Source organism: Flavobacteriales bacterium, from assembly GCA_025210805.1.
Classification (GTDB): Bacteria; Bacteroidota; Bacteroidia; order Flavobacteriales; family CAJXXR01; genus JAOAQX01.
The window spans coordinates 160781-181842 of sequence record JAOAQX010000003.1 but is presented as its reverse complement, the minus strand read 5'-3'; the positions used below and the strand labels follow the sequence as shown (position 1 = coordinate 181842).

At 34.0% G+C, this 21062-nt stretch carries 14 protein-coding genes and 1 tRNA gene; 6 read left to right on the top strand and 9 right to left on the bottom strand.

Going from position 1 to position 21062, the window contains the following annotated elements; all coding sequences use genetic code 11:
* Positions 1-3: 3 nt before the first annotated feature.
* The 4 genes from N4A45_01375 to N4A45_01360 form a co-directional block, all read right to left on the bottom strand.
* On the bottom strand, positions 4-885 hold the full coding sequence (locus tag N4A45_01375) for an AAA family ATPase (GenBank protein ID MCT4663866.1): 882 nt from the start codon (positions 883-885) through the stop codon (positions 4-6).
* Positions 882-1904 (bottom strand): hypothetical protein, encoded by a 1023-nt coding sequence (locus tag N4A45_01370; protein MCT4663865.1) that lies wholly within the window; start codon positions 1902-1904, stop codon positions 882-884. The genes N4A45_01375 and N4A45_01370 overlap by 4 nt, the downstream gene beginning before the upstream one ends.
* 52 nt (positions 1905-1956) lie before the next feature.
* Positions 1957-3060: a slipin family protein gene (locus tag N4A45_01365; protein ID MCT4663864.1), complete on the bottom strand. Its 1104-nt coding sequence runs from the start codon at positions 3058-3060 to the stop codon at positions 1957-1959.
* A 326-nt stretch (positions 3061-3386) separates the two neighbouring features.
* Positions 3387-3454: transfer RNA gene (locus N4A45_01360), tRNA-Ser, on the bottom strand.
* A gap of 384 nt (positions 3455-3838) precedes the next feature.
* Between N4A45_01360 and N4A45_01355 the strand changes: the two genes are divergently transcribed.
* A complete protein-coding gene (locus N4A45_01355; protein ID MCT4663863.1) occupies positions 3839-4864 on the top strand; it encodes a WYL domain-containing protein in 1026 nt (341 codons plus the stop codon).
* 37 nt (positions 4865-4901) lie between these two features.
* Here N4A45_01355 and N4A45_01350 read toward each other — a convergent pair whose 3' ends face one another.
* The 4 genes from N4A45_01350 to N4A45_01335 form a co-directional block, all read right to left on the bottom strand.
* Positions 4902-7097 carry a glutamine synthetase III gene (locus N4A45_01350; protein MCT4663862.1) on the bottom strand — a complete coding sequence of 732 codons (2196 nt, stop codon included), beginning with the start codon at positions 7095-7097 and terminating at the stop codon, positions 4902-4904.
* Between the two features lie 204 nt (positions 7098-7301).
* Positions 7302-8561, bottom strand: a complete 1260-nt coding sequence (locus N4A45_01345) for a type II toxin-antitoxin system HipA family toxin (protein ID MCT4663861.1) — start codon at positions 8559-8561, stop codon at positions 7302-7304.
* A gap of 9 nt (positions 8562-8570) precedes the next feature.
* Entirely contained in the window at positions 8571-8846 is a 276-nt protein-coding gene (locus tag N4A45_01340) for a helix-turn-helix domain-containing protein (protein ID MCT4663860.1), read from the bottom strand.
* 131 nt (positions 8847-8977) lie between these two features.
* A complete protein-coding gene (locus tag N4A45_01335; GenBank protein ID MCT4663859.1) occupies positions 8978-10945 on the bottom strand; it encodes an Omp28-related outer membrane protein in 1968 nt (655 codons plus the stop codon).
* Between the two features lie 418 nt (positions 10946-11363).
* Here N4A45_01335 and N4A45_01330 point away from each other — a divergent pair, with 418 nt between their 5' ends.
* From N4A45_01330 to N4A45_01310, 5 genes are all read left to right on the top strand, one after another.
* Positions 11364-12800 carry a T9SS type A sorting domain-containing protein gene (locus tag N4A45_01330; GenBank protein MCT4663858.1) on the top strand — a complete coding sequence of 479 codons (1437 nt, stop codon included), beginning with the start codon at positions 11364-11366 and terminating at the stop codon, positions 12798-12800.
* 117 nt (positions 12801-12917) lie between these two features.
* Entirely contained in the window at positions 12918-13973 is a 1056-nt protein-coding gene (gene rlmN, locus N4A45_01325; protein ID MCT4663857.1) for a 23S rRNA (adenine(2503)-C(2))-methyltransferase RlmN, read from the top strand.
* A gap of 94 nt (positions 13974-14067) precedes the next feature.
* Positions 14068-14997: a lamin tail domain-containing protein gene (locus tag N4A45_01320; GenBank protein MCT4663856.1), complete on the top strand. Its 930-nt coding sequence runs from the start codon at positions 14068-14070 to the stop codon at positions 14995-14997.
* 114 nt (positions 14998-15111) lie between these two features.
* Positions 15112-17733 (top strand): TonB-dependent receptor, encoded by a 2622-nt coding sequence (locus N4A45_01315; protein MCT4663855.1) that lies wholly within the window; start codon positions 15112-15114, stop codon positions 17731-17733.
* 12 nt (positions 17734-17745) lie between these two features.
* Positions 17746-20007, top strand: coding sequence for an endonuclease (locus tag N4A45_01310; protein MCT4663854.1), 2262 nt, complete (start codon positions 17746-17748; stop codon positions 20005-20007).
* Positions 20008-20077: 70 nt separating this feature from the next.
* On the opposite strand, the gene N4A45_01305 is transcribed toward N4A45_01310, so the two are convergent.
* The gene (locus tag N4A45_01305; protein ID MCT4663853.1) at positions 20078-20995 is read right to left on the bottom strand and encodes a pyridoxal-phosphate dependent enzyme; all 918 of its coding nucleotides are present in this window, start codon (positions 20993-20995) and stop codon (positions 20078-20080) included.
* Positions 20996-21062: the final 67 nt, after the last annotated feature.

Below are 21062 nucleotides of genomic sequence, written 5' to 3'. Positions count from 1 at the left end.
AATTTAAAAATCCCCATAATACACTTGAAGACAAGGTAAATTTAATTCATTTCTCCATAAATCCACTACTTGATTTCTGTCATCGAGAATAAATTCCACAAAATATTGATCCTGAATGTTTTGTTTGAATAATTCTTTTTTGATAATGGCATCTTTTCTCATGTCTTTTTTAGCACGCATCCATAGTTGATCATAAGGGATTTTATATTGCTCCAGCCATTTTTTGGTTTCATTTTCAAATTGTCCATCTCTCCCCGAAAGCAAGAGTATTTTGAAGCCCATTTTATGATAATTTTTCACCAAATTCACTATTGGAGTGTTTGGTAAATCTGATAAGCATTTATTCCCCTCAAATGGACCTCTATCGTGCATTAAGGCTAGAGTTCCATCTAAATCGCATATAATTGCCTTGGGCAGTTCAGGGTTTTGAACGCTGTATTTAGGATACTTTTTTTCCTTAGAATTCATTTGTCGTTCCATTTTTCTAATAACTGCTTGTCCAACGGGATTTTCACGCAATAGATCTCGTTTTATACAAACTTCTACAGAAGTGTCAAATGTTTTTATTTCTACCCGAACTTGGTGTCCAGTTTCTTCTTTAAATTCTTTTGCAATTGCTCTCATTTTCTCTTCATTTGAGCTATGCAAATTGGTATCATCTACAATCACGTGTTTTCCGTCTTGTAGTGCCATTTTGATTAAAAAGTCTCTGGTTTTTTTAACAAATTGCTCATTTCCCTTAGAAAATTTTCCAGAATCTAGCATGTCTCTTAGTTCATCTCTATTGATTCTTTTATACATTCCTGGGTTGTTTTTTACCAAGGCTTTTGCATAAGTTGATTTTCCACTTGCGGGTAAACCTTTAAGTAAAATGATCTTTTTCATTTTCTTGTTATTTTGGGTTTTTCAAAATTTGGTCTAATTAATTTCCATATATATTCCGAATAACTTTTTCCATTCAACATGGAAAACAAAATACTTGGATGCTTACAAGTTTTGAAATATTCAGCAGTTTCTTTTCTTGTATGATATTCTTTGTATTCTTGTTTTGCAAGATTTTCTATTTCAGAATATTGTTTCTCAAGTTTATGTTGTATTTCTTTTATCCATGGATAAATTTCATCGGGAATTTCCGCTAAAAATTTTTCGTTTAAACTTTCGTTTTTCATCTGATTCCAAATGACTAAAGAGGAAATGTTATTGTATATTTTATGTAAGTGAATATATTCGTCAAATTTGATTTTTAATCTCAATCCACTTTCAAATCGCAATACATAGCCTTCAGCATTCTTTTTGTTTTCCTTAGATAAACCTGTAATGTTTTTGATGTTTGAGTATTTCTTTACCAAAGGAAATCCGATGTTTTTTAATGGTATATCTTGTCCTGTTTGTGTGTCAATAATGGCTAGTAAAACCAGTTTTTCATCTGCTCCATAATCTACCACAATTCTATTTTCTGGATAGATAATCTCAAATAGGTATGTGTATTTAGGATTCAAATTTTGCCAGATATGTCGATATTTTGTTCTTAAAAGTTGATTTGCAAACTTTGCTTGACAAGACTCAAAAGAGCCTCTTGTTGCAATATAAGGTTCATTTTCTAGCCAATATAATATCCCCAATGAACCATCCATTTTTTCAAAAACTTCAAAGGCTTCATTTGGGATTTCACCTTGATGCTCAGATAGGTTAAAGAATTTCTGAAAAGGTCTTGCATGTATAAAGCCCTCTTTGTTTAAAATCAATCCTCTACACTGTATTGTGGTTGTGTCCCAAAAATATTCAAATTGTGTTTTTTGGCTGTAATTGTAAATAAAAATATCATGAATAGGGTGTTTTTTTTCTGTAATCCAGCCTTTTGATATGTATTCTCTAATTTTCTGAATGTTTATTGTAGATTTCATTTTTTCTGTTTTTATAGAACGGCACGATTGATTATTCAAATCGTGCCTTAGTTCAAGATTTAGCTCCAAAGATTTCTTTCAATTGCTTCACCATACCTCCATTTCCATTCAAGGAAATTTCTCCGATTTTTTCTGCAATTTTTTCTACATATTCCATCTCTTTCAATCTGAAGAGCATTTCATTGTCATCCATCAATTTTGCAGTATTCAACAAACTTCTTGTTGAAGCCGTTTCCTCTCTTCTGGTGATCGTATTTGCTTGAGCACTCTTTTGTGCTACCAATACTTTGTTCATAATTTCCTTTATCTCACCAGGAAGAATAATATCTTTAATTCCTGCAGAGTTTACTGCGACACCCAGTTTTGTGATTTTACTTTTGATTTTTTCTATAATAAAACCAGAAATTTGCTCTTTGTTTTCCATCAATTCATCCAGCGTTAGTGTACCGATATAAGATCTTATCGCCATTTGAAGCGAAGAATACAGTTGTTTGCTGAAATCTTTGTTTTCCATCAGGGCTTTTTCTACATCAATTATTTTATAATTGGCTTGAAAATTTATCCTAATTGCTGCTTTATCTTTGGTGAGAATTTCCTGACCGATAATTTCCATGTCCTGATTTCTCATATCCACTTTTTCTAGTCTCAATTTCTTTGTGTTGTTCCAGAAATAGTATTGTCCCCCCTTGATAATACTGCGTTTTTCACCATTCACATACAGGATTGCTTGTTCTTGTGAAGATACTTCTAGAAGTCTATAATACTGAGTCATTAGTGGGTATTTCAGTATCGCTTTATTGATTTCTTTAGGAACAGAAAGTTCTTCAATGTCATATTTTTTATATTTCATATTCAAAACTCCTTTCCAGTACGCAAGTCTAGAGTTATTTACAACAGTATAAAACCTGTTGTCTTTATATACTATTGCCAATTCACTCTCAGTGGTATCCACAATTTCCAACATTTTCATGAGTTTTTCATTTTTTTCCAAAATTGACCACTCAATTCTACTTGTAAAGAGCTGTGTTGTATTATAAATATACACCTCGGTACCAAGTTTCTTGAAGTATTTACCTTCTGTAAGAATATCAATAATATTCCCATCTTTCATTACGATTCCTACTTCGTAGGCATTTATTTTTACTCTTAGTTCCATTTTTTTTTGTTTTTATAGATTAATTTTTGTTTGATACTTCATAAAGAAATGAGTGAGTGATTTCACTCGTGAAACAAACGGAATTTCTATGAATTTGATTCTTAAATATGCTTGTGTTCTATTTTTCTTTATTGGTATTCTTAATGAATCCAATATTCTCAATAGAAGAGAAACACTTTAATGAATCCTATTGATAGCAATTGCAAGTCTGTTACAAGTTGTGTCATTTTTCAACAGTTGTTGACTTTTAACACCGAAATCATTCACCCATTTTCTGTAAGTTAACTTCAGATTTTTAGTCTGAAAAATTGAGCTATTTGACTCTTCAGTCAAAGTGGGAATCGAACCCACAACACATCGATTATCAGTCGATTGCTCTACCTCTACTAGAACTTAAATCTAGCGCGTCTTCCAGTTCCGCCATACTCAAGTGAAGAGTAGTAGGATTCGAACCTACATAGGGTGGCTATTGTTCTAACCTCTGAACTACGAGAAACTCTCGGCAGGATTCGAACCTGCGGCCATAGCGTGATATGAGTTTTTGGTAACTCACAAACCTTTGAGCCGAGCTGAATACTATAAATCGATACCTAAAGGGCAGATTATTGAACAATAGTGCTATACAGAAACACAAAACAAGGCTCTCTCAATATTGTAAATAAATTTAAAGATCGTTTTGAGCATTTATTTCTAAATGACAAAGCAAAGATGAATAGTAAGTGCGTATTTATTTTGCGTAGTAGTTTTTTATTTCTAATTTTATCAAAAAACATCACTAATGGCTCAAAATAAAAATGCATTAATACGATATAAAACCATTGATAAATGTCTTCAAAACAGGTATAAAAAATGGACTTTGAAGGATTTAATCACAGCCTGTTCAGATGCTCTTTATGAGTATGAGAGTCGTGATGTCAATGTGAGTAAGAGAACGATTCAATTGGATATCCAAAATATGCGAAGTGATAAATTGGGCTATAATGCACCGATTGTAGTGTATGATAAAAAATATTATAAATATGAAGATCCTAACTACACCATAACGGATATTCCTATAACGGAAAACGATATGTATATTCTCTCTGAAACTGTTGAAATGCTAAAACAATTTAAAGATTTTTCACTTTTTTCTGAGCTAGGAGGTATTATCCATAGACTTGAAGACAAGATTTATGCCGAGCAAAACCAAAGAGGTCCGGTAATTCACCTTGATAAAAACGAAAGATTAAAAGGTTTGAAATACCTAGATATTCTTTATCAAAGCATTATAAAAAAAACAGTTTTGAGTATTTGTTACCAGTCTTTTTCTGCCAGAAAATCGTCTTTATTCACAATTCATCCTTATTGGTTAAAGGAATTTAATAATCGTTGGTTCTTAGTGGGTTCCAGTAAAGAAACTCTTATGACACTGGCCTTAGATAGAATTATTTCCATTGATTTTTTATGGGATTATTTCTATAAAAAAACCACGATTAATCCTGATGAATACTACAAAAACACCATTGGAGTTACTGTGATGAAACCAAAGCAAAAAGAGTCGATTTTTTTAAAAATAGATCGATCAAATGCTCCTTATGTACTCACAAAGCCTTTTCATTCATCGCAAGAATTAATAAAAACCTATGCAGATCAATCCATAGAAATAAAAATAGAAGTTCATCAAAACTACGAACTTGAAAGATTGATTTTAGGATTTGGAGATTCTATTGAAGTCCTAAAGCCTAATGGGCTAAGAAGGAGAATTAAACGGAAATTAAAGCAAGCACTAAATAATTACCACAAAAAAAGCAGTGCTGAAAATTAATTTCCAACACTGCTTCCCCAATCTAGTTATTAAAAGTTTATCGAGCAAATAACATCTCACGATATTTTGGCAATGGCCAAACTTCGTCATCTATCATCATTTCTAGCTTATCTGTTTTGTATCTAATCTTATCCAAAAATGGAAATACTTCGTCACAATAAGCTTTTGCCATTGTGGGAACGTCTTCAATTCTGTTACATTTTTTACGAGCTTCAGTCATTCCGTCCACCAAAGTTCTCAATGAACTAATATGTTCAGAGATAGAAGTAATCGTTTTAAGTTGTTCCTGTGCTAAGTTCTTGTATTCATTATCTCCAAATAACTCTTTAAGACCTTTTACGTTCTTAATCAAGGTATTTTGATATCTAATGGCCGTTGGGATCACGTGGTTTCCTACCAAATCACCAAGCACTCTAGATTCAATTTGAATAACCATTTGATATTGTTCATTCAAAATTTCATAACGTGCTTCTAATTCTCTTTTAGATAGTATATTGAGTTCTGAGAATAAGTTAAAAGCCTTTTCTTCATGAAGGAAATCAAATGCATAAGGTGTTCTAGTCACATTATTCATTCCTCGTTTTTTAGCTTCTTCTTTCCAGGCATCTCCATATCCATCTCCTTCAAAACGAATTCTTTTAGACTCTACAATATATTGACGTAGGATATCAAAAATGGCTTCATCTTTAGCAAGACCTGTGGCAATCTTAGCATCTACATCAGCTTTAAAAACTTTTAGCTGTTTTGCCATAATTGCGTTTAAAACGGTCATTGGGAAAGCGCAGTTTGCATCAGATCCTACTGCACGGAATTCAAATTTATTTCCTGTAAAGGCAAATGGAGAAGTTCTGTTTCTATCGGTATTATCTAGTAATACATCTGGAATTTTCCCTACTACATTAAGTTTTAGGTTTGTTTTTTCTTCAGGGCTCATTTTTCCACCTTTCAGTGTAGCTTCGAGCTCATCTAACACTCCCGAAAGTTGGGACCCGATAAATAGAGAGATGATCGCAGGTGGTGCTTCGTTTGCTCCCAAGCGGTGCTCGTTTGAAGCCGAGGCGATACTAGCTCTTAAAATATCATCGTATTCATATACTGCCTTAATGGTATTGATAAAGAAAGTAAGGAATTGTAGATTGCTTTTAGGTGTTTTTCCTGGGCTTAATAAGTTTTTACCTGTATTGGTGGCTAAAGACCAGTTATTATGCTTTCCAGATCCATTAACCCCTGCATAAGGTTTTTCATGTGTAAGCACTTTAAAATGATGGCGTGCTGCTACTTTATCCATCACATCCATCAACAGTTGGTTTTGATCGTTTGCCAAGTTTCCTTCTGTATATACTGGAGCACATTCAAATTGATTTGGAGCCACTTCGTTGTGTCTTGTAGTAACAGGAATACCCAATTTTAGACATTCTGTTTCAAAATCTTGCATATAAGCCAAGGCTCTTGCAGGAATTGCTCCAAAATAATGATCATCTAACTGTTGACCTTTTGCTGGTGAATGACCAAAAAGCGTTCTTCCTGTCATCATCAAATCAGGACGAGCGTTATATAATGCGGTATCTACCAAGAAATATTCTTGTTCCCATCCCAAAGAAGCATTTACTTTGGTTACATTTCTATCAAAATAGGACTGACAAACTGCTGTGGCAGCTTCATCTACTGAGTGAAGTGCTCTAAGAAGAGGTGTTTTATAATCCAATGCCTCACCCGTGTAAGAAACAAAGATGGTAGGAATACAAAGTGTTTTTCCAATAATAAAAGCGGGTGAAGTAGGGTCCCAAGCAGTGTAACCACGTGCTTCAAAAGTATTTCTGATTCCTCCATTTGGAAAACTAGAAGCATCAGGTTCTTGTTGTACTAATAATGATCCGTCAAAACGCTCAATTACTCGTCCTCCTGCAATGGGCTGAAAGAAAGCATCGTGCTTTTCTGCTGTAGTTCCCGTTAGTGGTTGAAACCAGTGCGTGTAATGAGTCACCCCATGAGTCATTGCCCAGTTTTTCATTGCGGAAGCAACTTGATTGGCAATTTTTCTATCAATTTTTGTTCCGTCATGAATCGCTTCTTGTAAGCTTTCATAGGCTTCTTTTGGTAAAAAAGAAAGCATGGCATCCTCATTAAAAACAAGGGTTCCGAAATAATCTGAGATTTTTTCACTTGGAGCTTCTGTTTTATTTGGCTCTCTGTGGTGTTGCTCTGCTAAGGCTTGAAAACGTAGATTGGTCATGATTAGACTTTTATAATTTGGTGCAAAGATAGGTTATTTTATTTAGAGGAAATTTTATTTTTCATGTTTTTGTGAGAATACCCTTATTTTTTTAAGGGTAATTCTGCTTGAGTGTACTTTTTTAATTAAAACACCCTTTAAAATGGATAGTGAATTTAAAATTTATTAATTATCTAATGAATTGATCATTTTTTGTATTGTGAACTAGAATATCGCAAAATCCTTTTCTATGGACTTAATTAAATATTGATGGACTCCATTGTTTTTTGCTAATATGTTCCATTGCGGTATTTGGCTTTGGACAGCATCAATAATTTGTTTGTATTTCTTTATTTGAAACTGTTTCGCTACTGTTTGTAGATCCTCAAATTTGATATGATTCCTTTTATTATTAATAGATAAAGCTCTCTGAGTTTCTCTGTAATTTACTAATGGATTTTTGGAATAAGTGATATCGTAAGCAGGGGATAATCTCCATGAATCCGTCTCTTTTTGATAAATAAAACTATGATTTTTCAAATGGTCATCTTCATTAGCAAAAGTCACATTAAACACCATACGTCTATAAAGCTCTTCAAGATCTTGTAAGGGTAATTTTATACCTAAGCAGAGTTTAAATAAGTTTTCATAACTAGCGTATGTGGATGATTTAAAATCCCAACCACTCATTCCAGATGCTGTGAGACAATGATGTTTTTCACCATGAAGTCGATCAAAGCGTAAAGTAGCAAAGTGTTTACCATCAATGAGCTTCGAATCCATCATCTGAATTCCACATTTTTTTACCAGTTGATGATAGGTGAACTCTATTTGCGATTTATTGTATTCGTCCATTTCCAAATGGAGCTTAACAATATAGTAATTTAGGTTTTTGTTTTCGAAAATATCTCCAGCGGTGATACTTTTGTTTAATGGGTTTTCGGCTATCAGTACTTTGGGTCTTGCTCCACCTGCTGAGGTACCTAATTTGAAAATATTCAAAAGAGCTTGCTCATTAAATCTCCATTCTTTAATCCCTCTTTTTTGTTGTAAAATTTGTTCGGAAATATTTGCTAGATCATGTAAGGAAAATTCGGATAACGGTAATTTTGTTTTATTCGGGAAAAACTCCAAAGCACCCATTCCTCTATTTCCTACATAAGAGAGTAGTTCTATATTTGTAAGCGTTTGTCCTTGTTTTTTTTGATGTTCAAACCAAGTTTTAAAAATCGAATTTCCGAAGGCATCGGGTAAAGAATCTGCAATCATCGGAGGAAGCCCTTGAAAAGAACTATCAAAGAATTGATTAAAGCTTTGTATGTTTTTGATTCTCCTGAAAATATATGGGAATATACTCTTATATAAATTACGCTCTAAAAAGCTTTCGTTGTATTGGAAATGAACCGTTTTTTGGGCAGGATCTATTCCCAAACGAGCAATTTCGGTTTCAAATAAACGTATATCAATAAGAAATTCCTTTTTCATGGTAGGGTATTAATAGAGAGACATATTATTCAAGTCATCTTGTTCTTGATAAGCAGTCAAAGTTTCCATAATTTGATCTAATAATCCAAAATAATAAGCCACTTTTAAAAGATTATCGAAAGTATAATTTTTGCCCAATTCAATATTTTGTAAAGTAGTTTTAGACATTCCTACAAATTGAGCCAGCTCTTCTCTGCTCACCTTTTCTTTTTTTCTTTTACTCTTACAGATATCGGCTATTCTAAGTTTGATATCTTGAGGTGTAGAAATGGATATATTTACCATTATATTGGTTTTTTATGTCAAAAATACATCTTTTTTACCAAAATATTGTCTTTTTATCTTTTTTAAGTACATAAAAAAACCGTTCGGGAATCCGAACGGTTTAATAGTTTGTTGTAGTTTTATATAGGAAACTACTGAACAATTAAGCGACTTGATTGTCCTTTTACCTGAAGAGAATACACTCCTGCAGCCAATTCTGACACATCAATTCTTAAATCATTATTCAAAGTATTTTGCTTGATGAGTTTTCCTGTTACATCAAAGATTTTAAATGTTTCACCTTGAAGGTTTTCACCTTTTAGGTTAACAAAATCTGTTGCTGGATTTGGGAAAACAGTATAGTCAATTACATTGTTTTCGTTCACACTAATAGGAGCATCTTCACCAAAAGTTACATTATCAACCCAGAAGTTGTTACCATAATCAGACGTTCCAACGATTTGAATCATTAGATCTGATTTTCCTGAATAAGATGTAAGATCAATGATGTTTTTTCTCCAGTGCGCTGACTTAGGAGCAAATAATCCGTTTGAAGAGAGTGGTCCAGTTGCTGCAGAAGCACCTTTTAGCGTTAATACATTAGTCCAATTTGCACCACAGTCTTCAGAAATTCTCACAGATAATTCGTCATTTGAAGAATCATCGTATTGAGCATAGGCGTGATCAAATACAAAACCATGATCTACTCCAGCTGAAAAGTCCACTTTTTCATAAGTTACATATACTTTTGATCCTTTAGGAGCGGCGTAGTTATGGAACATCATGGCTTTTTCACTTTGCTCGTAAGCTCCCAGTTTTGTATTCCAATTCTGTAAGTCTCCTTGTTTTAGTACATATACACTAAGTCCAGTAGATGTTAATGCACATTTTTCTAGATCACCTGCATTTGAAGCATCCTCAAATGATTCTGTATGCTTTACACCCAAAGATCCAAGGTTTAAGAAAAGTCCTGTTCTTGCTGAATTATTCCCGAAAGTCACTTCAATTTCTGAGCTAGAAGTACCCTCTACTCCAAATTCAAATCTGTTAACCATATCCGTTAGGTTAACTACTGGGAAAGAAACGGTAGTACTTGCACCTACAGCCAAAGGTGTAGAAACATTCTCATATACTTTTGTACCATCATTTAAAGAATAGGAAGCCTTGAATGAAGAGATTACATTGTTTCCAGCGTTCTTTACAGTTAATTTTGGAGTGGCAGAAGTGTTACAATACCCTACTGCTGCATCTGTGGCATCTGTACTCTCAAAGTCAATAATGCTCACTCCAGCAGGAACATCCAAAGTAACATCAGCATCTACACCTGTAATGATTTCTTGCTGACCTTCTGTAATAAAAGCAGCTACTTCAAGGTTTCCAATTTCGTATGCAACACCATTCAAATCAGCTGGAATAGTATAAGTATAGGTTTTTGTAACGGTTGTTCCTTGTGTTGTCGTATCAATTGCTTCTCCCCATTGTCCAGTGATCAAATGTCTCAACATGTGATTATGCTCGTAATTACCGTTCGGTAACACTTGACTTGGGTTTCCAGCAGAACCAGACTGTGGTCCTTCTACTTTTGATTGAAGAAGTGCAACATTTATCTTGTTATTGTTTGCTCCGTTTCCTGTATAGTAGGCCTTAACGTTAACAGTGAGTACTCTTGTTTGAACATTAACAGATCCTTCAATTGCCATGTTTACATAAGAGTCTTGTCCTAAAATGGTCGTAGCAGATGCTTGCCATGCACTTCTACTAAGAGCTGTGTTAGATCCCGAAAATACATGTCTGTTTACTGTTCCTGCAGGGTAACCCGTAAGTCCTGTTTGACCCGCTAGTGCAGAACCGAATGGTGTTCTAAAATCTGGGTCAGAACCATTAGGATTTGCAAAGCTTCCAGTATGAACATTAATTAAAACAACGTCATTTGGGTTTGCTTGTTTAACTTGATTAGCAATTTTATGTCCATCAGGACAATATCCACAGTAAATTCCTGTGTATTCTTCCAATACCACATTTTTCTTTTGTGGGGATGTATCTACTGTAAGTTGGGCATTCATGCTCGAAAAAGCAAGTAGTCCCACAATAGATAAGGTAGTAAATTTGTAGTTTTTCATAGTCAAAATAGATTAGTAAGACTGCAATTTCTTCATCTTTTCTTAATTTATAAATACTTTTATTGCCTGATGTTTGACCTAGGAATGTTAATTCAACTTAAAAGTTTTTTTTACAGTTTAAAATATTGACATATTTAAAAATGGAGTGATCGTAAATGTTTTTGCTACCACGTTTAAATAATATTTTCCATATATAAATAATGAAAACCAAAAGGGTTATGTAATGGTTTGAATGAGTGATAATTGTGTGTAAATGAACAAAAAAAGTTGATATAAATATTTTCTTAACAAAAAATAAACTTTTAATACTAATTAACAATATGAAAACAGCAGTAAATTAAAAAAAGCAAAAATATTTCAATTGTTTTTTAGAAATTAGACGACTATACTTAGAATTTAACCTAAAACTAAAAAACTTATGAAGAAATTATTACTTTCTGCAATAGCACTAATGAGTGTTGGAGTAGTTTCTGCTCAAAACCCATGGTCTCCACCTGCATCTGTACCAAGTGGAACTTACACGGATCTTAACGGAAACTCTCATGATATCCAAGGATATTTGAATGCAGGTAAAACAGTGCTAGTTGATATTTCTGCAACGTGGTGTGGACCATGTTGGTCTCTACATAACAATAAAGGACTAGAAACAGCTTATCAAATACTAGGACCAAACGGTCAAGATGATGTAGTTGTTCTTTTTATAGAAGGAGATAACTCAACTACTTTAGCCGATTTACAAGGTACAGGACCTAAAACTATTGGAAACTGGATTGAAGGAACTAATTACCCAATCATTGATGATGGTGCTTTAGCTCAGGCTTTTAATGCAACTTACTTTCCAACTCTTTTCAAAATTTGTCCTGATGGAACAATGACAGAGGTTTCACCAAGAACACCTATCGGTATCTTTAATGCCCTTAAAGGATGTACGGGGGTTGAATTGCCAGCAAATGAAATAGGAATTACAGCGAATTATTCTTACGCTTGTGATGACGAAATTGGTGTTTCTGTAAAAGCTACAAACTTTGGTTCTGCAACTTCAACAGGTGCAGTTGATATCAAACACCAAGGAACTACCGTTCATACATTTAATATTTCAGCACCTTCTTTGGCTGATTCAACTTTCTTATCTTCATTTACATCATCAAGTGTAAATACAAATGATTTGACGTTTGAATTTACACCAGCTTCAGGAACAGATAAGGCATATAATAACGTTGATGATGCATCAATCAATCAAACTACAATGGATGCTTTCAACGAGTTTAATATTACTTTACATACAGATAGTTTCCCATCAGAAACTAGTGTTTTATTGATTAACCCAATAACATCAACTGTTTTGTGGAGTACTCCACAATATCAAGGGAATATTAGTGGTGGAAATCTTTACCCTGGTGGTCCTGATGCTGATAAAGATTTTTCATACACTCAGAATATTACGAATGGAGAGTGTGTTTTAGTTTATTTACGTGATTCTTATGGTGATGGTATGAAAGTAGCTGGAGCTTCTGGAGCATATATGAGAGTTAAAGATGCGAATAACAACCTTATTGCTGAGGTGAAAAATACTGATGGTAACTTCAGAACTGTAGGTAAATTTGTTAAGGCTGATGAAAATGTATCGATTGATGAAATCATGAAAGGTGCATTTAAAATTTACCAAGATGGAAGTTTTGTAATTATTACTAATCCAGGATTAATTGGAAACACAGTAACTATTACAGACATTCAAGGAAAAACAATTCACGCTGCAAAAGTAGCTGAAGATTTAACTTTCGACACACAAAACTTAGCTTCTGGAACTTACTTAGTAACTATCGGTAATCACACAGAGAAGTTTATCGTAAGATAATTCTACTATAAAAGTTTTTCACTTTTTTTGATTAAGCCATCTCTTTCTTTGAAAGAGGTGGTTTTTTGTGTTTAGAATAAGCTGTTTCTTCATTCTTAAAAACTGTACCTTTGCACCATGCAAACACCAACCAAACCAGACATCAGACTTTTCTCTAAGGATGAACTTATAGAATCACTAGTTTCACTAGGGGAAAAAAAATTTAGGGCCAAGCAAATAGAAGAGTGGCTTTGGGTAAAAGGCGCTCGTAGTTTTGAGGAAATGACCAATCTTTCAAAAGGTCTTAGACAAACCTTGGAAACAAACTTTGGTATTTACCCTGTGCAAATAGCCGAAGAACAAATCAGTAATGATAAAACCATCAAAGTAGCCTTTGAATTGCACGACGGAAAAATATGCGAAGGAGTTTTGATTCCAGCGGGAGATAGAATGACCGCCTGTATTTCCTCTCAGGTAGGATGTTCTTTAGCTTGTGAGTTCTGTGCAACAGGAAAACTCAAGAGAGAAAGAAATATTACTTATCCAGAAATATATGACCAAGTTTGGTTGATCAACCAAATTGCACAAAAATACTATCAAAAAAAGCTCTCAAACATTGTACTTATGGGAATGGGGGAGCCTTTGATGAATTATAAAAACGTAAAACAAGGAATCGAAAAAATCACCCAAGAGATTGGTTTGCAAATGTCTCCAAGGAGAATTACCCTTTCTACCGCAGGTGTTGCCAAAATGATTACAAGAATGGCAGATGAAAAAGTACGTTTTCCACTCGCACTTTCTCTCCATGCTGCTACCGATGAGAAAAGAACGAAGATCATGCAGATCAATGAGACAAATAATCTTGAAGTTCTTTCTCAAGCGCTACAGTATTATTATGAGCAAACAGGAAATCAGATTACCTTAGAGTATATTATTTTCAAAGATTTTAATGATTCCATTGAAGACGCAAAACACTTGCATCAGTTTGCTAAAAAAGTTCCTTGTAAAATAAATATCTTAGAATATAACCCAATAGATGATGGAGGATTCAAAAAGGCAGATCTCAAAAAAGTGGATGCCTTTAAAGATTATTTAGAAGGAAAAAGGTTGATTGTCAATATTCGTAGAAGTAGAGGGAAAGACATTGATGCAGCTTGTGGGCAATTGGCAAACAAAAATTCAAGTGTTAAGTAATTGTTATTTTTGGATGGATTGGTACCTTTTTTAACAACTACAGAAGTCAAAATATAATACTTTTGCAGCATATTCTAAACACAAACATCAGATTATGAAGAAAATATTATTTTCTGCATTGGCATTAAGCCTAAGTGCTGTAAACGCACAAGATTGTTCAGAGCTATTTTTCTCAGAGTACATTGAGGGATCTAGTAAAAACAAAGCTTTAGAAATTTACAATCCTAAAGGGGAGAATGTTGATTTATCAACTTATTATATCAAAAGATATAAAAATGGACAGGGTCTTGCTGACACAGAGCTACAACTTTCTGGAGTAGTTAAGTCGAAAGATGTAGTTGTTGTATCAAATGGAGAAAAAGAAGACGGAGGTTTTGGAACTGTTGACCCTAAATTATTTGCTTATGCAGATATTCAAGGAACAGGAATTTATGCAACTTCACCGATGTTTTTTAATGGTAACGATGCTATGACTCTTGAGAAAATTGACGGAACTATCGTTGATATCTTTGGAAAAATAGGAGAAGACCCAGGAGAAGGATGGTGTGATTCTGCAGCTTTAGATTACAAAGCAGACGATAACAATTTCTTTCTTTCATGGACTTCAAACCATACTTTGGTAAGAAAAGCAACAGTAAAAAAAGGAATCACTGCGAACCCAAGCTTTTTCAACCCAGCATTAGAGTATGATTCAAATGCAATTAACTATACAGGAAATCTAGGGAAGCACACTTGTGAATGTGGAAACACTGATGATTCTGATTGGACTGAATTAGTACTTAACGTAAACGAATATCAAGCATTTAGTTTTATTGCATTTGCAAACAATGGACTTTTAAACATTGGAGCAGCAACTGAAATTAAAAACGTACAATTGTTTAATACTGCAGGACAACATGTAAAAACCGTTTCAGCGGAAAGTAATCAATTAGAAATTCCAGTTGAAAGCTTAAAAGGTATTTATATTTTGAAGCTTACGTCAACTGAAAATACAGTTTCTTCTTCTAAAGTAAATATCCAATAGATAAGGATGAAGAATTAAAAAATGACCGGTTAGGTGGACAGAAGTCTTACCCAACCGGCTTTTTTGTCTTTAAAAACACCACCAAACAGAGGAAATCTTCACAAAAGACTCATTATGAAAAAGCTCTTATTCATTAGCATTCTTTTCTTTTGCGTTACCCTTGTAAATGCACAAGGACTCATCAAAGGAGTAGTAAAAGATGCAAGAACAAGTGAAACACTAATCTCGGCAAGTATTATGTACGGAGAAAATAAAGGTGTTGTCACAGATATCAATGGTAAATTCTCCATGAGTGTACCAAATGGGGAATATAAACTGACTGTAAGCTATGTTGGTTACAAAAGTGTTATAAGGAATGTTTCGGTTTCAAATAATACCCAAAATCTGGTAATTAATTTACAACCAGAAATTCTAGATGAAGTTACCCTCGTAGCCGATATTGCACAAGAACGTAAAACACCTGTAGCTTTTACTTCTATTACTCCCAAAAAAATTACTGAAGAGCTAGGAGGAAGAGATCTTCCATTGGTTCTTAACCAAACCCCTGGTGTATATGCCACACAGAGTGGAGGTGGAGATGGAGATGCTCGAATCAATATTCGAGGATTCAAACAAGAAAACATGGCTGTTCTTATTGATGGAATTCCTGTAAATGACATGGAGAATGGAGCTGTATATTGGTCAAACTGGTTCGGTCTAGATATTGTTACAAAACGTATGCAAGTTCAGAGAGGTTTATCTGCTTCAAAACTTTCTATTCCTTCTGTGGGAGGAACTATTAATATCCTAACGAATGATACGGAGTCTAAAAAATATCTCAAAGTTCGTCAAGCATTTAATCAATGGGGTAAATCCACAACCAATATTGGATATAATTCTGGAATGAGCGAAAAAGGATGGAATTTTACAGGTGCTTTTTCTTATAAAAAGGGAGAAAACTATACAGATAATTCAGGTGTAGAAGGATTTTTTGCTTACGCAAAAGGAACAAAAAAATGGGACAACCATATCTTATCTCTTTCAGGATTTATTGCACCCCAAGAACATGCACAAAGAAGTTCTCAACAAAGAATTTTAGCTTATGATTCAGAATATGCACACGAACAAGGAATAGACACTTCTAAGTATCTTTCTGTTCAACCAGTAAACTTAGGAAGAGCATACAATAGAGATTGGGGATATATTAAAAGAAGTCGATATAATAATTTTGTTGACAAAGAAGCATTAACTGTGAGAAAGAACTTCTATATGAAGCCTCAATTGAACCTTAACCATACCTATTTAGTTAATGATGATTTAGTGATCAATAATGCTCTTTATTTATCTATTGGAAAAGGAGGGGGAACCAATATAAACAGTACTGTAGGTGCAAAATATTATGATGAAAATGGACTCATAGATTTACAACCTTTTTATGATCAGAATGCTAGAAATCCAATTGAAAAAACAGGAAATCTACATAAATCAAATACTTTTTTGATTGCAAATCATAATGAGCACGTTTGGGGAGGATTATTATCAAAGGTTGATTACCAGATGAATGATGCTTGGAACCTATCAGGAGGTCTTGATTTAAGAACCTATGAAGGAAAACACTTTAAAACAGTTCATGACCTTTTAGGAGGAGATTATGTAAGCGATCCAAATCAAAAAGATGTTCTTGTAAAAGAAGGTGATACCTTAGATTTTAATAACTCTGTGTTTGTAAACTGGGCAGGATTATTCGGTCAAGCAGAATATACAGAAGGTGCTTTAAGCGGTTTCTTAAATTTATCGGTATCTAATATTTCCTTTAGAAAAGAAGATTATTATAGTAATGAAGAATCTGAAACGAAAAATAAAATTGGGTTTACCGTAAAAACAGGAGCAAATTACAATCTTGATGAAAACTCTAATATTTTTGTAAATGTTGGATACTTGAATAAAGCTAGACCTTCAAAATTTATTTTTAACGGATATACAACAGACTTTAGAGCACATACAGATAACGAAGTTGTAACGGCTGCAGAACTTGGGTATCATTTTGGTTCGTCAAAATTTACTATTGATGCCAATGCATACTATACGTTATGGAATGGGAAACCTGTAAACAATATAAAAGTACCTGGTGAAGATAATATTTTCTTTGTACTTCCAGGATTAGACGCACGCCACATGGGAGTAGAAATAGATGGAGTTTATAAAATTACCCCAAAAGTGGATTTACAAGGAACTGTTTCGATAGGTGACTGGGTTTGGACTTCAAAAAATGTAGGTATAGAAGTGTATAACCAGCAAACTGGTGTCACAGAATCTTCAGACCAAACCTTTTCTTTTGACGGAGTTCACGTTGGAGATGCTCCACAAACACAATTAGGTGCTTCGCTGAATGTAAAACCAATTAAAGGTGCTTATGTTCGTTTGAAATATGGTTATAATGCTCGCTATTTTTCTGATTATAATCCAGAGCCAACAGCAGACAATTTAGGAGATAACTATAAGCCAATAGAGCCTTGGAGAATTCCAGACTACGGGAGATTCGACTTGTTTTTAGGGTATAATTTCAAAATTAAAAAGCATAAAGTAGCTTGGCAATTTAGTTTATTCAATGTCTTAGATACGAAATATATTTCGGATGCTCGAAACAACGCCCGTTACATGATTGACGGTCAAATAAACAATAATGATGCTGCTTCGGCATCTGTATTCTTCGGAGCTGGAAGAAACTTATCTACTTCGATAAAAATTACACTCTAAAAAGGAACGAACATGAAAAAAATACTCATACTAGCAGCATTTGCTACAAGTTTTGGTTTATCTGCCCAAAACTTAAACTACTACGAGAATACCTACGGTCAAACAGGTACGACTCTTAAAACCACTTTACATGATCTAATAGATGATCATTCAGAATTTGAATACGGAACCATCAAAACAATCATTAGACAAGCTGATGTGGATCCTGCGAATGCTAATAATATCATCTTGATGTACACCGGGAATTCTATTAGCAAATGGGATTTTGCAAATGATCCAACAGATCCAGGGATGTATGATTACTGGAATAGAGAGCATACTTGGCCAAAGTCTCATGGAAATTTTGGTCCTAATGGTGTTTTTGGAGTAAAAGGAGCCAATACAGATGCTCATCACTTGCGTCCTGTAGATATGACAATGAACTCTGCAAGGTCTTATAAAGATTTTGATAATGGAGGAACCATCGTAAATAACGGATCGACACCTACGCAGTGTAAATCTACCAACAACACATGGGAGCCTAGAGATGCCGTAAAAGGAGATGTAGCCAGAATGATGTTTTATATGGCAGCAAGATATGAAGGTGGTAATAGTGCTGTGGGAAATGCAGAGCCAGATTTAGAATTAGTGGAAGCGATTAATACATTTCCTAATGCAGAATTAGGAAGACTTTCTACTCTTCTCCAATGGCATTTAAATGATCCAGTAGATGCATTTGAACTCAATAGAAATGATATTATAGAAAACTGGCAGCAAAATAGAAATCCATTTATTGATCATCCAGAACTAGCACATATCGTTTTTGGTACAAATTCAGCTTTTGTAGGTTCATTTAGTAATCTAGCAATAAGTCCTTCAGCTCCTACTCAAGGAGACATTATTACCGTTACTGTAGATTTTACAGGAGGGAACTCTTCTGATCTTACACTTTATTGGGGAAATAACTGGAATGACGTATTAGACTCTACAAATTCGGTTACTATGACACAGAATGGGACGAGTTATACGGCTCAAATTCCAGCTCAAGTATATTCTGCTCAAGTAAAATTCAGAATTAGATCTACAGGAAATAATGGTAGTTATATCTCTCATAGATTTAAGATTCAATCAGAACCATTTAACGGAACCATTACGTCAATACGTGCCATTCAAGGAACAGGAGTACATTCACCAATGGCTTGGAAGATTGTTTCACAAGGAAATACTACAACAAATGCAGCCAATAATGTAGAGCGATCTGTAACAGGAATCGTAACAGGAGTTTTTGGAAATAGTTTCTTTGTGCAAGAATCAGATTCTTTGAGATCAGGAATATATGTATATGATGCACCAAGCTTTCCTGCTATTGGTGATAGTGTAATCATCACAGGAAAAATTACCGAGTATCATAATCTTACAGAAGTAGTGGATGTAAGCTTAGTAAATATTATCTCAAATAATCACCCACTTCCAAATTTTCAATTTGTAAACACCGGTGATATTTCTACAGGAAATGCTTCTGCCGAAGATTATGAATCTGTACTTGTAAAATTAAGCGATGCAACTTGTGTAAACGAAGATGTAGGATTTGGAATGTGGAAAGTGAGTGATGGATCAGGAGATGCATTAATCCACAATTCTTCAGTTTATTCTTTTGATCCTACTCAAGGAGAAAGTTATGATATCTCAGGTGTTTTAAATTATAATTTTGATGAATTCAAAGTTGAGTTAAGATTTGCAGAAGATATTTCGGCTCCAGTTGATACTTCTGGTCCTAGATTACTTAAAGCAGAAAGTCCAGCAAAAGGATACTTAAACGTATGGTTTAATGAAGCTACGGAAGAAGTATCAGCAGAGACTTTGGCTAATTTTAGTATTAATAATGGAATTCAAATTACCTCAATTAATCAACACGCACTTGAGAAAACAAAGTTAATCATGACGATCCTGAACCAAACAGTGGGAACTCATACGTTAACATCTTCTCAAGTAGTCGATTTAAAAGGAAATATTGGAGGAATAACAACTGTTGATTTCGTTTCTAATCATAACAATGTATCCGTTGAAGAAAACGAATTAGAAGGGATTCAATTTGTTGGAACTAAATCAGGAATTCTACTAATAAATACAGGAGAGAATATTCATGTATCTATCTGGTCTGTAGAAGGAAAAAAGATTTTTGAAAGAAATAATATTGAAGAACACTCGGAGATTCCTCTTTTTTCTAATGGAACTTATTTCATTAGGTTAGAGAAAAATGGAGTGTTTAAAACTCAAAAATGGGTTATTCAATAACCAGATAATCCTCTAAATAAATTACAAAAGCTCCAAAGTCGACTATCTAGTTACTTTGGAGCTTTTTTTATCATTCAATATCAATAAAGTGTGGGTTTTCTTTTTGAAGTTGTTGATAATTATAACCACTTACGCCTTGTATTCCTCCTGTGTGAATAGCTACAATTCTAGATCCTCGAGGGAAATATCCTTTTTTCACCATATCATAAATCCCAAAGAGCATTTTGCCTGTATAAACAGGGTCTAAAGGGATTTTATGTTTTTGATAAAAATCATTGATAAAGTGAATCAACTCGGGTTTTACCTTTCCAAATCCCCCGAAATGATAGTCACGAATAAGTTCGTACTCGAAAGGAGTAGAAATCATTTTTTCTATTTCTTTATCTAGATAATTTTTATCTTTCAGCATCACCATTCCGATGCCTTTAGTGGGTTCTTTAAGCCCATTCATAATCCCCGAAAATGTTGTTCCAGTTCCAATACTAGAAACAAAATAGTCGTAGTTTTTTTTCCAACTTTTGGAAGTTAAAGCGCAACCTTTTAAAGCTTCTAGGCTATGTCCACCTTCTGGGAGGATATAATAATTCTTCCATTTTACAGGAAGGTCTATTTGCCAATTTTTTTCCCGAAAAGCTCTAAAATCAGAACGAGAGACGAATTGAATATCAGTACCATATTTTTGTAAAAACTGTATCGTAGGATTATTGTAATCCTCCTCTCCACGAATTATGCAGGCAAATGGAATTTCATGCTCATAGCAGGCAAATGCTGTAGCGACTAAATGATTAGAGAAAACCCCACCAAAAGACACAATTCCTTGTTTTTCTAAGCTTGGAAATTTTTCGAGAAAGAAAAAGAGCTTTCTCCATTTATTTCCTGAAACAAATGGGTGTAATAAATCATCTCGTTGAATATCAAGAGAAACGCCATGATTGTCCATTAAATCGTCCTGAATACTTTGTACAATTGTTTGATGCTTATGATCCATAGTTGAGCACTTTGTTTTTATCTTTTTTAGAGGAAATATTGGCTAATTTCCACATTTGTAAGCTATT

Coding starts and splice junctions, on each gene's coding strand:
- N4A45_01365 (MCT4663864.1), bottom strand. CDS start 3,060: ATGGAACTAAGAGTAAAAATAAATGCCTACGAAGTAGGAATCGTAATG.
- N4A45_01315 (MCT4663855.1), top strand. CDS start 15,112: ATGAAAAAGCTCTTATTCATTAGCATTCTTTTCTTTTGCGTTACCCTT.
- N4A45_01345 (MCT4663861.1), bottom strand. CDS start 8,561: ATGAAAAAGGAATTTCTTATTGATATACGTTTATTTGAAACCGAAATT.
- N4A45_01335 (MCT4663859.1), bottom strand. CDS start 10,945: ATGAAAAACTACAAATTTACTACCTTATCTATTGTGGGACTACTTGCT.
- N4A45_01305 (MCT4663853.1), bottom strand. CDS start 20,995: ATGGATCATAAGCATCAAACAATTGTACAAAGTATTCAGGACGATTTA.
- N4A45_01330 (MCT4663858.1), top strand. CDS start 11,364: ATGAAGAAATTATTACTTTCTGCAATAGCACTAATGAGTGTTGGAGTA.
- N4A45_01355 (MCT4663863.1), top strand. CDS start 3,839: ATGGCTCAAAATAAAAATGCATTAATACGATATAAAACCATTGATAAA.
- N4A45_01310 (MCT4663854.1), top strand. CDS start 17,746: ATGAAAAAAATACTCATACTAGCAGCATTTGCTACAAGTTTTGGTTTA.
- N4A45_01340 (MCT4663860.1), bottom strand. CDS start 8,846: ATGGTAAATATATCCATTTCTACACCTCAAGATATCAAACTTAGAATA.
- rlmN (MCT4663857.1), top strand. CDS start 12,918: ATGCAAACACCAACCAAACCAGACATCAGACTTTTCTCTAAGGATGAA.
- N4A45_01350 (MCT4663862.1), bottom strand. CDS start 7,097: ATGACCAATCTACGTTTTCAAGCCTTAGCAGAGCAACACCACAGAGAG.
- N4A45_01370 (MCT4663865.1), bottom strand. CDS start 1,904: ATGAAATCTACAATAAACATTCAGAAAATTAGAGAATACATATCAAAA.
- N4A45_01375 (MCT4663866.1), bottom strand. CDS start 885: ATGAAAAAGATCATTTTACTTAAAGGTTTACCCGCAAGTGGAAAATCA.
- N4A45_01320 (MCT4663856.1), top strand. CDS start 14,068: ATGAAGAAAATATTATTTTCTGCATTGGCATTAAGCCTAAGTGCTGTA.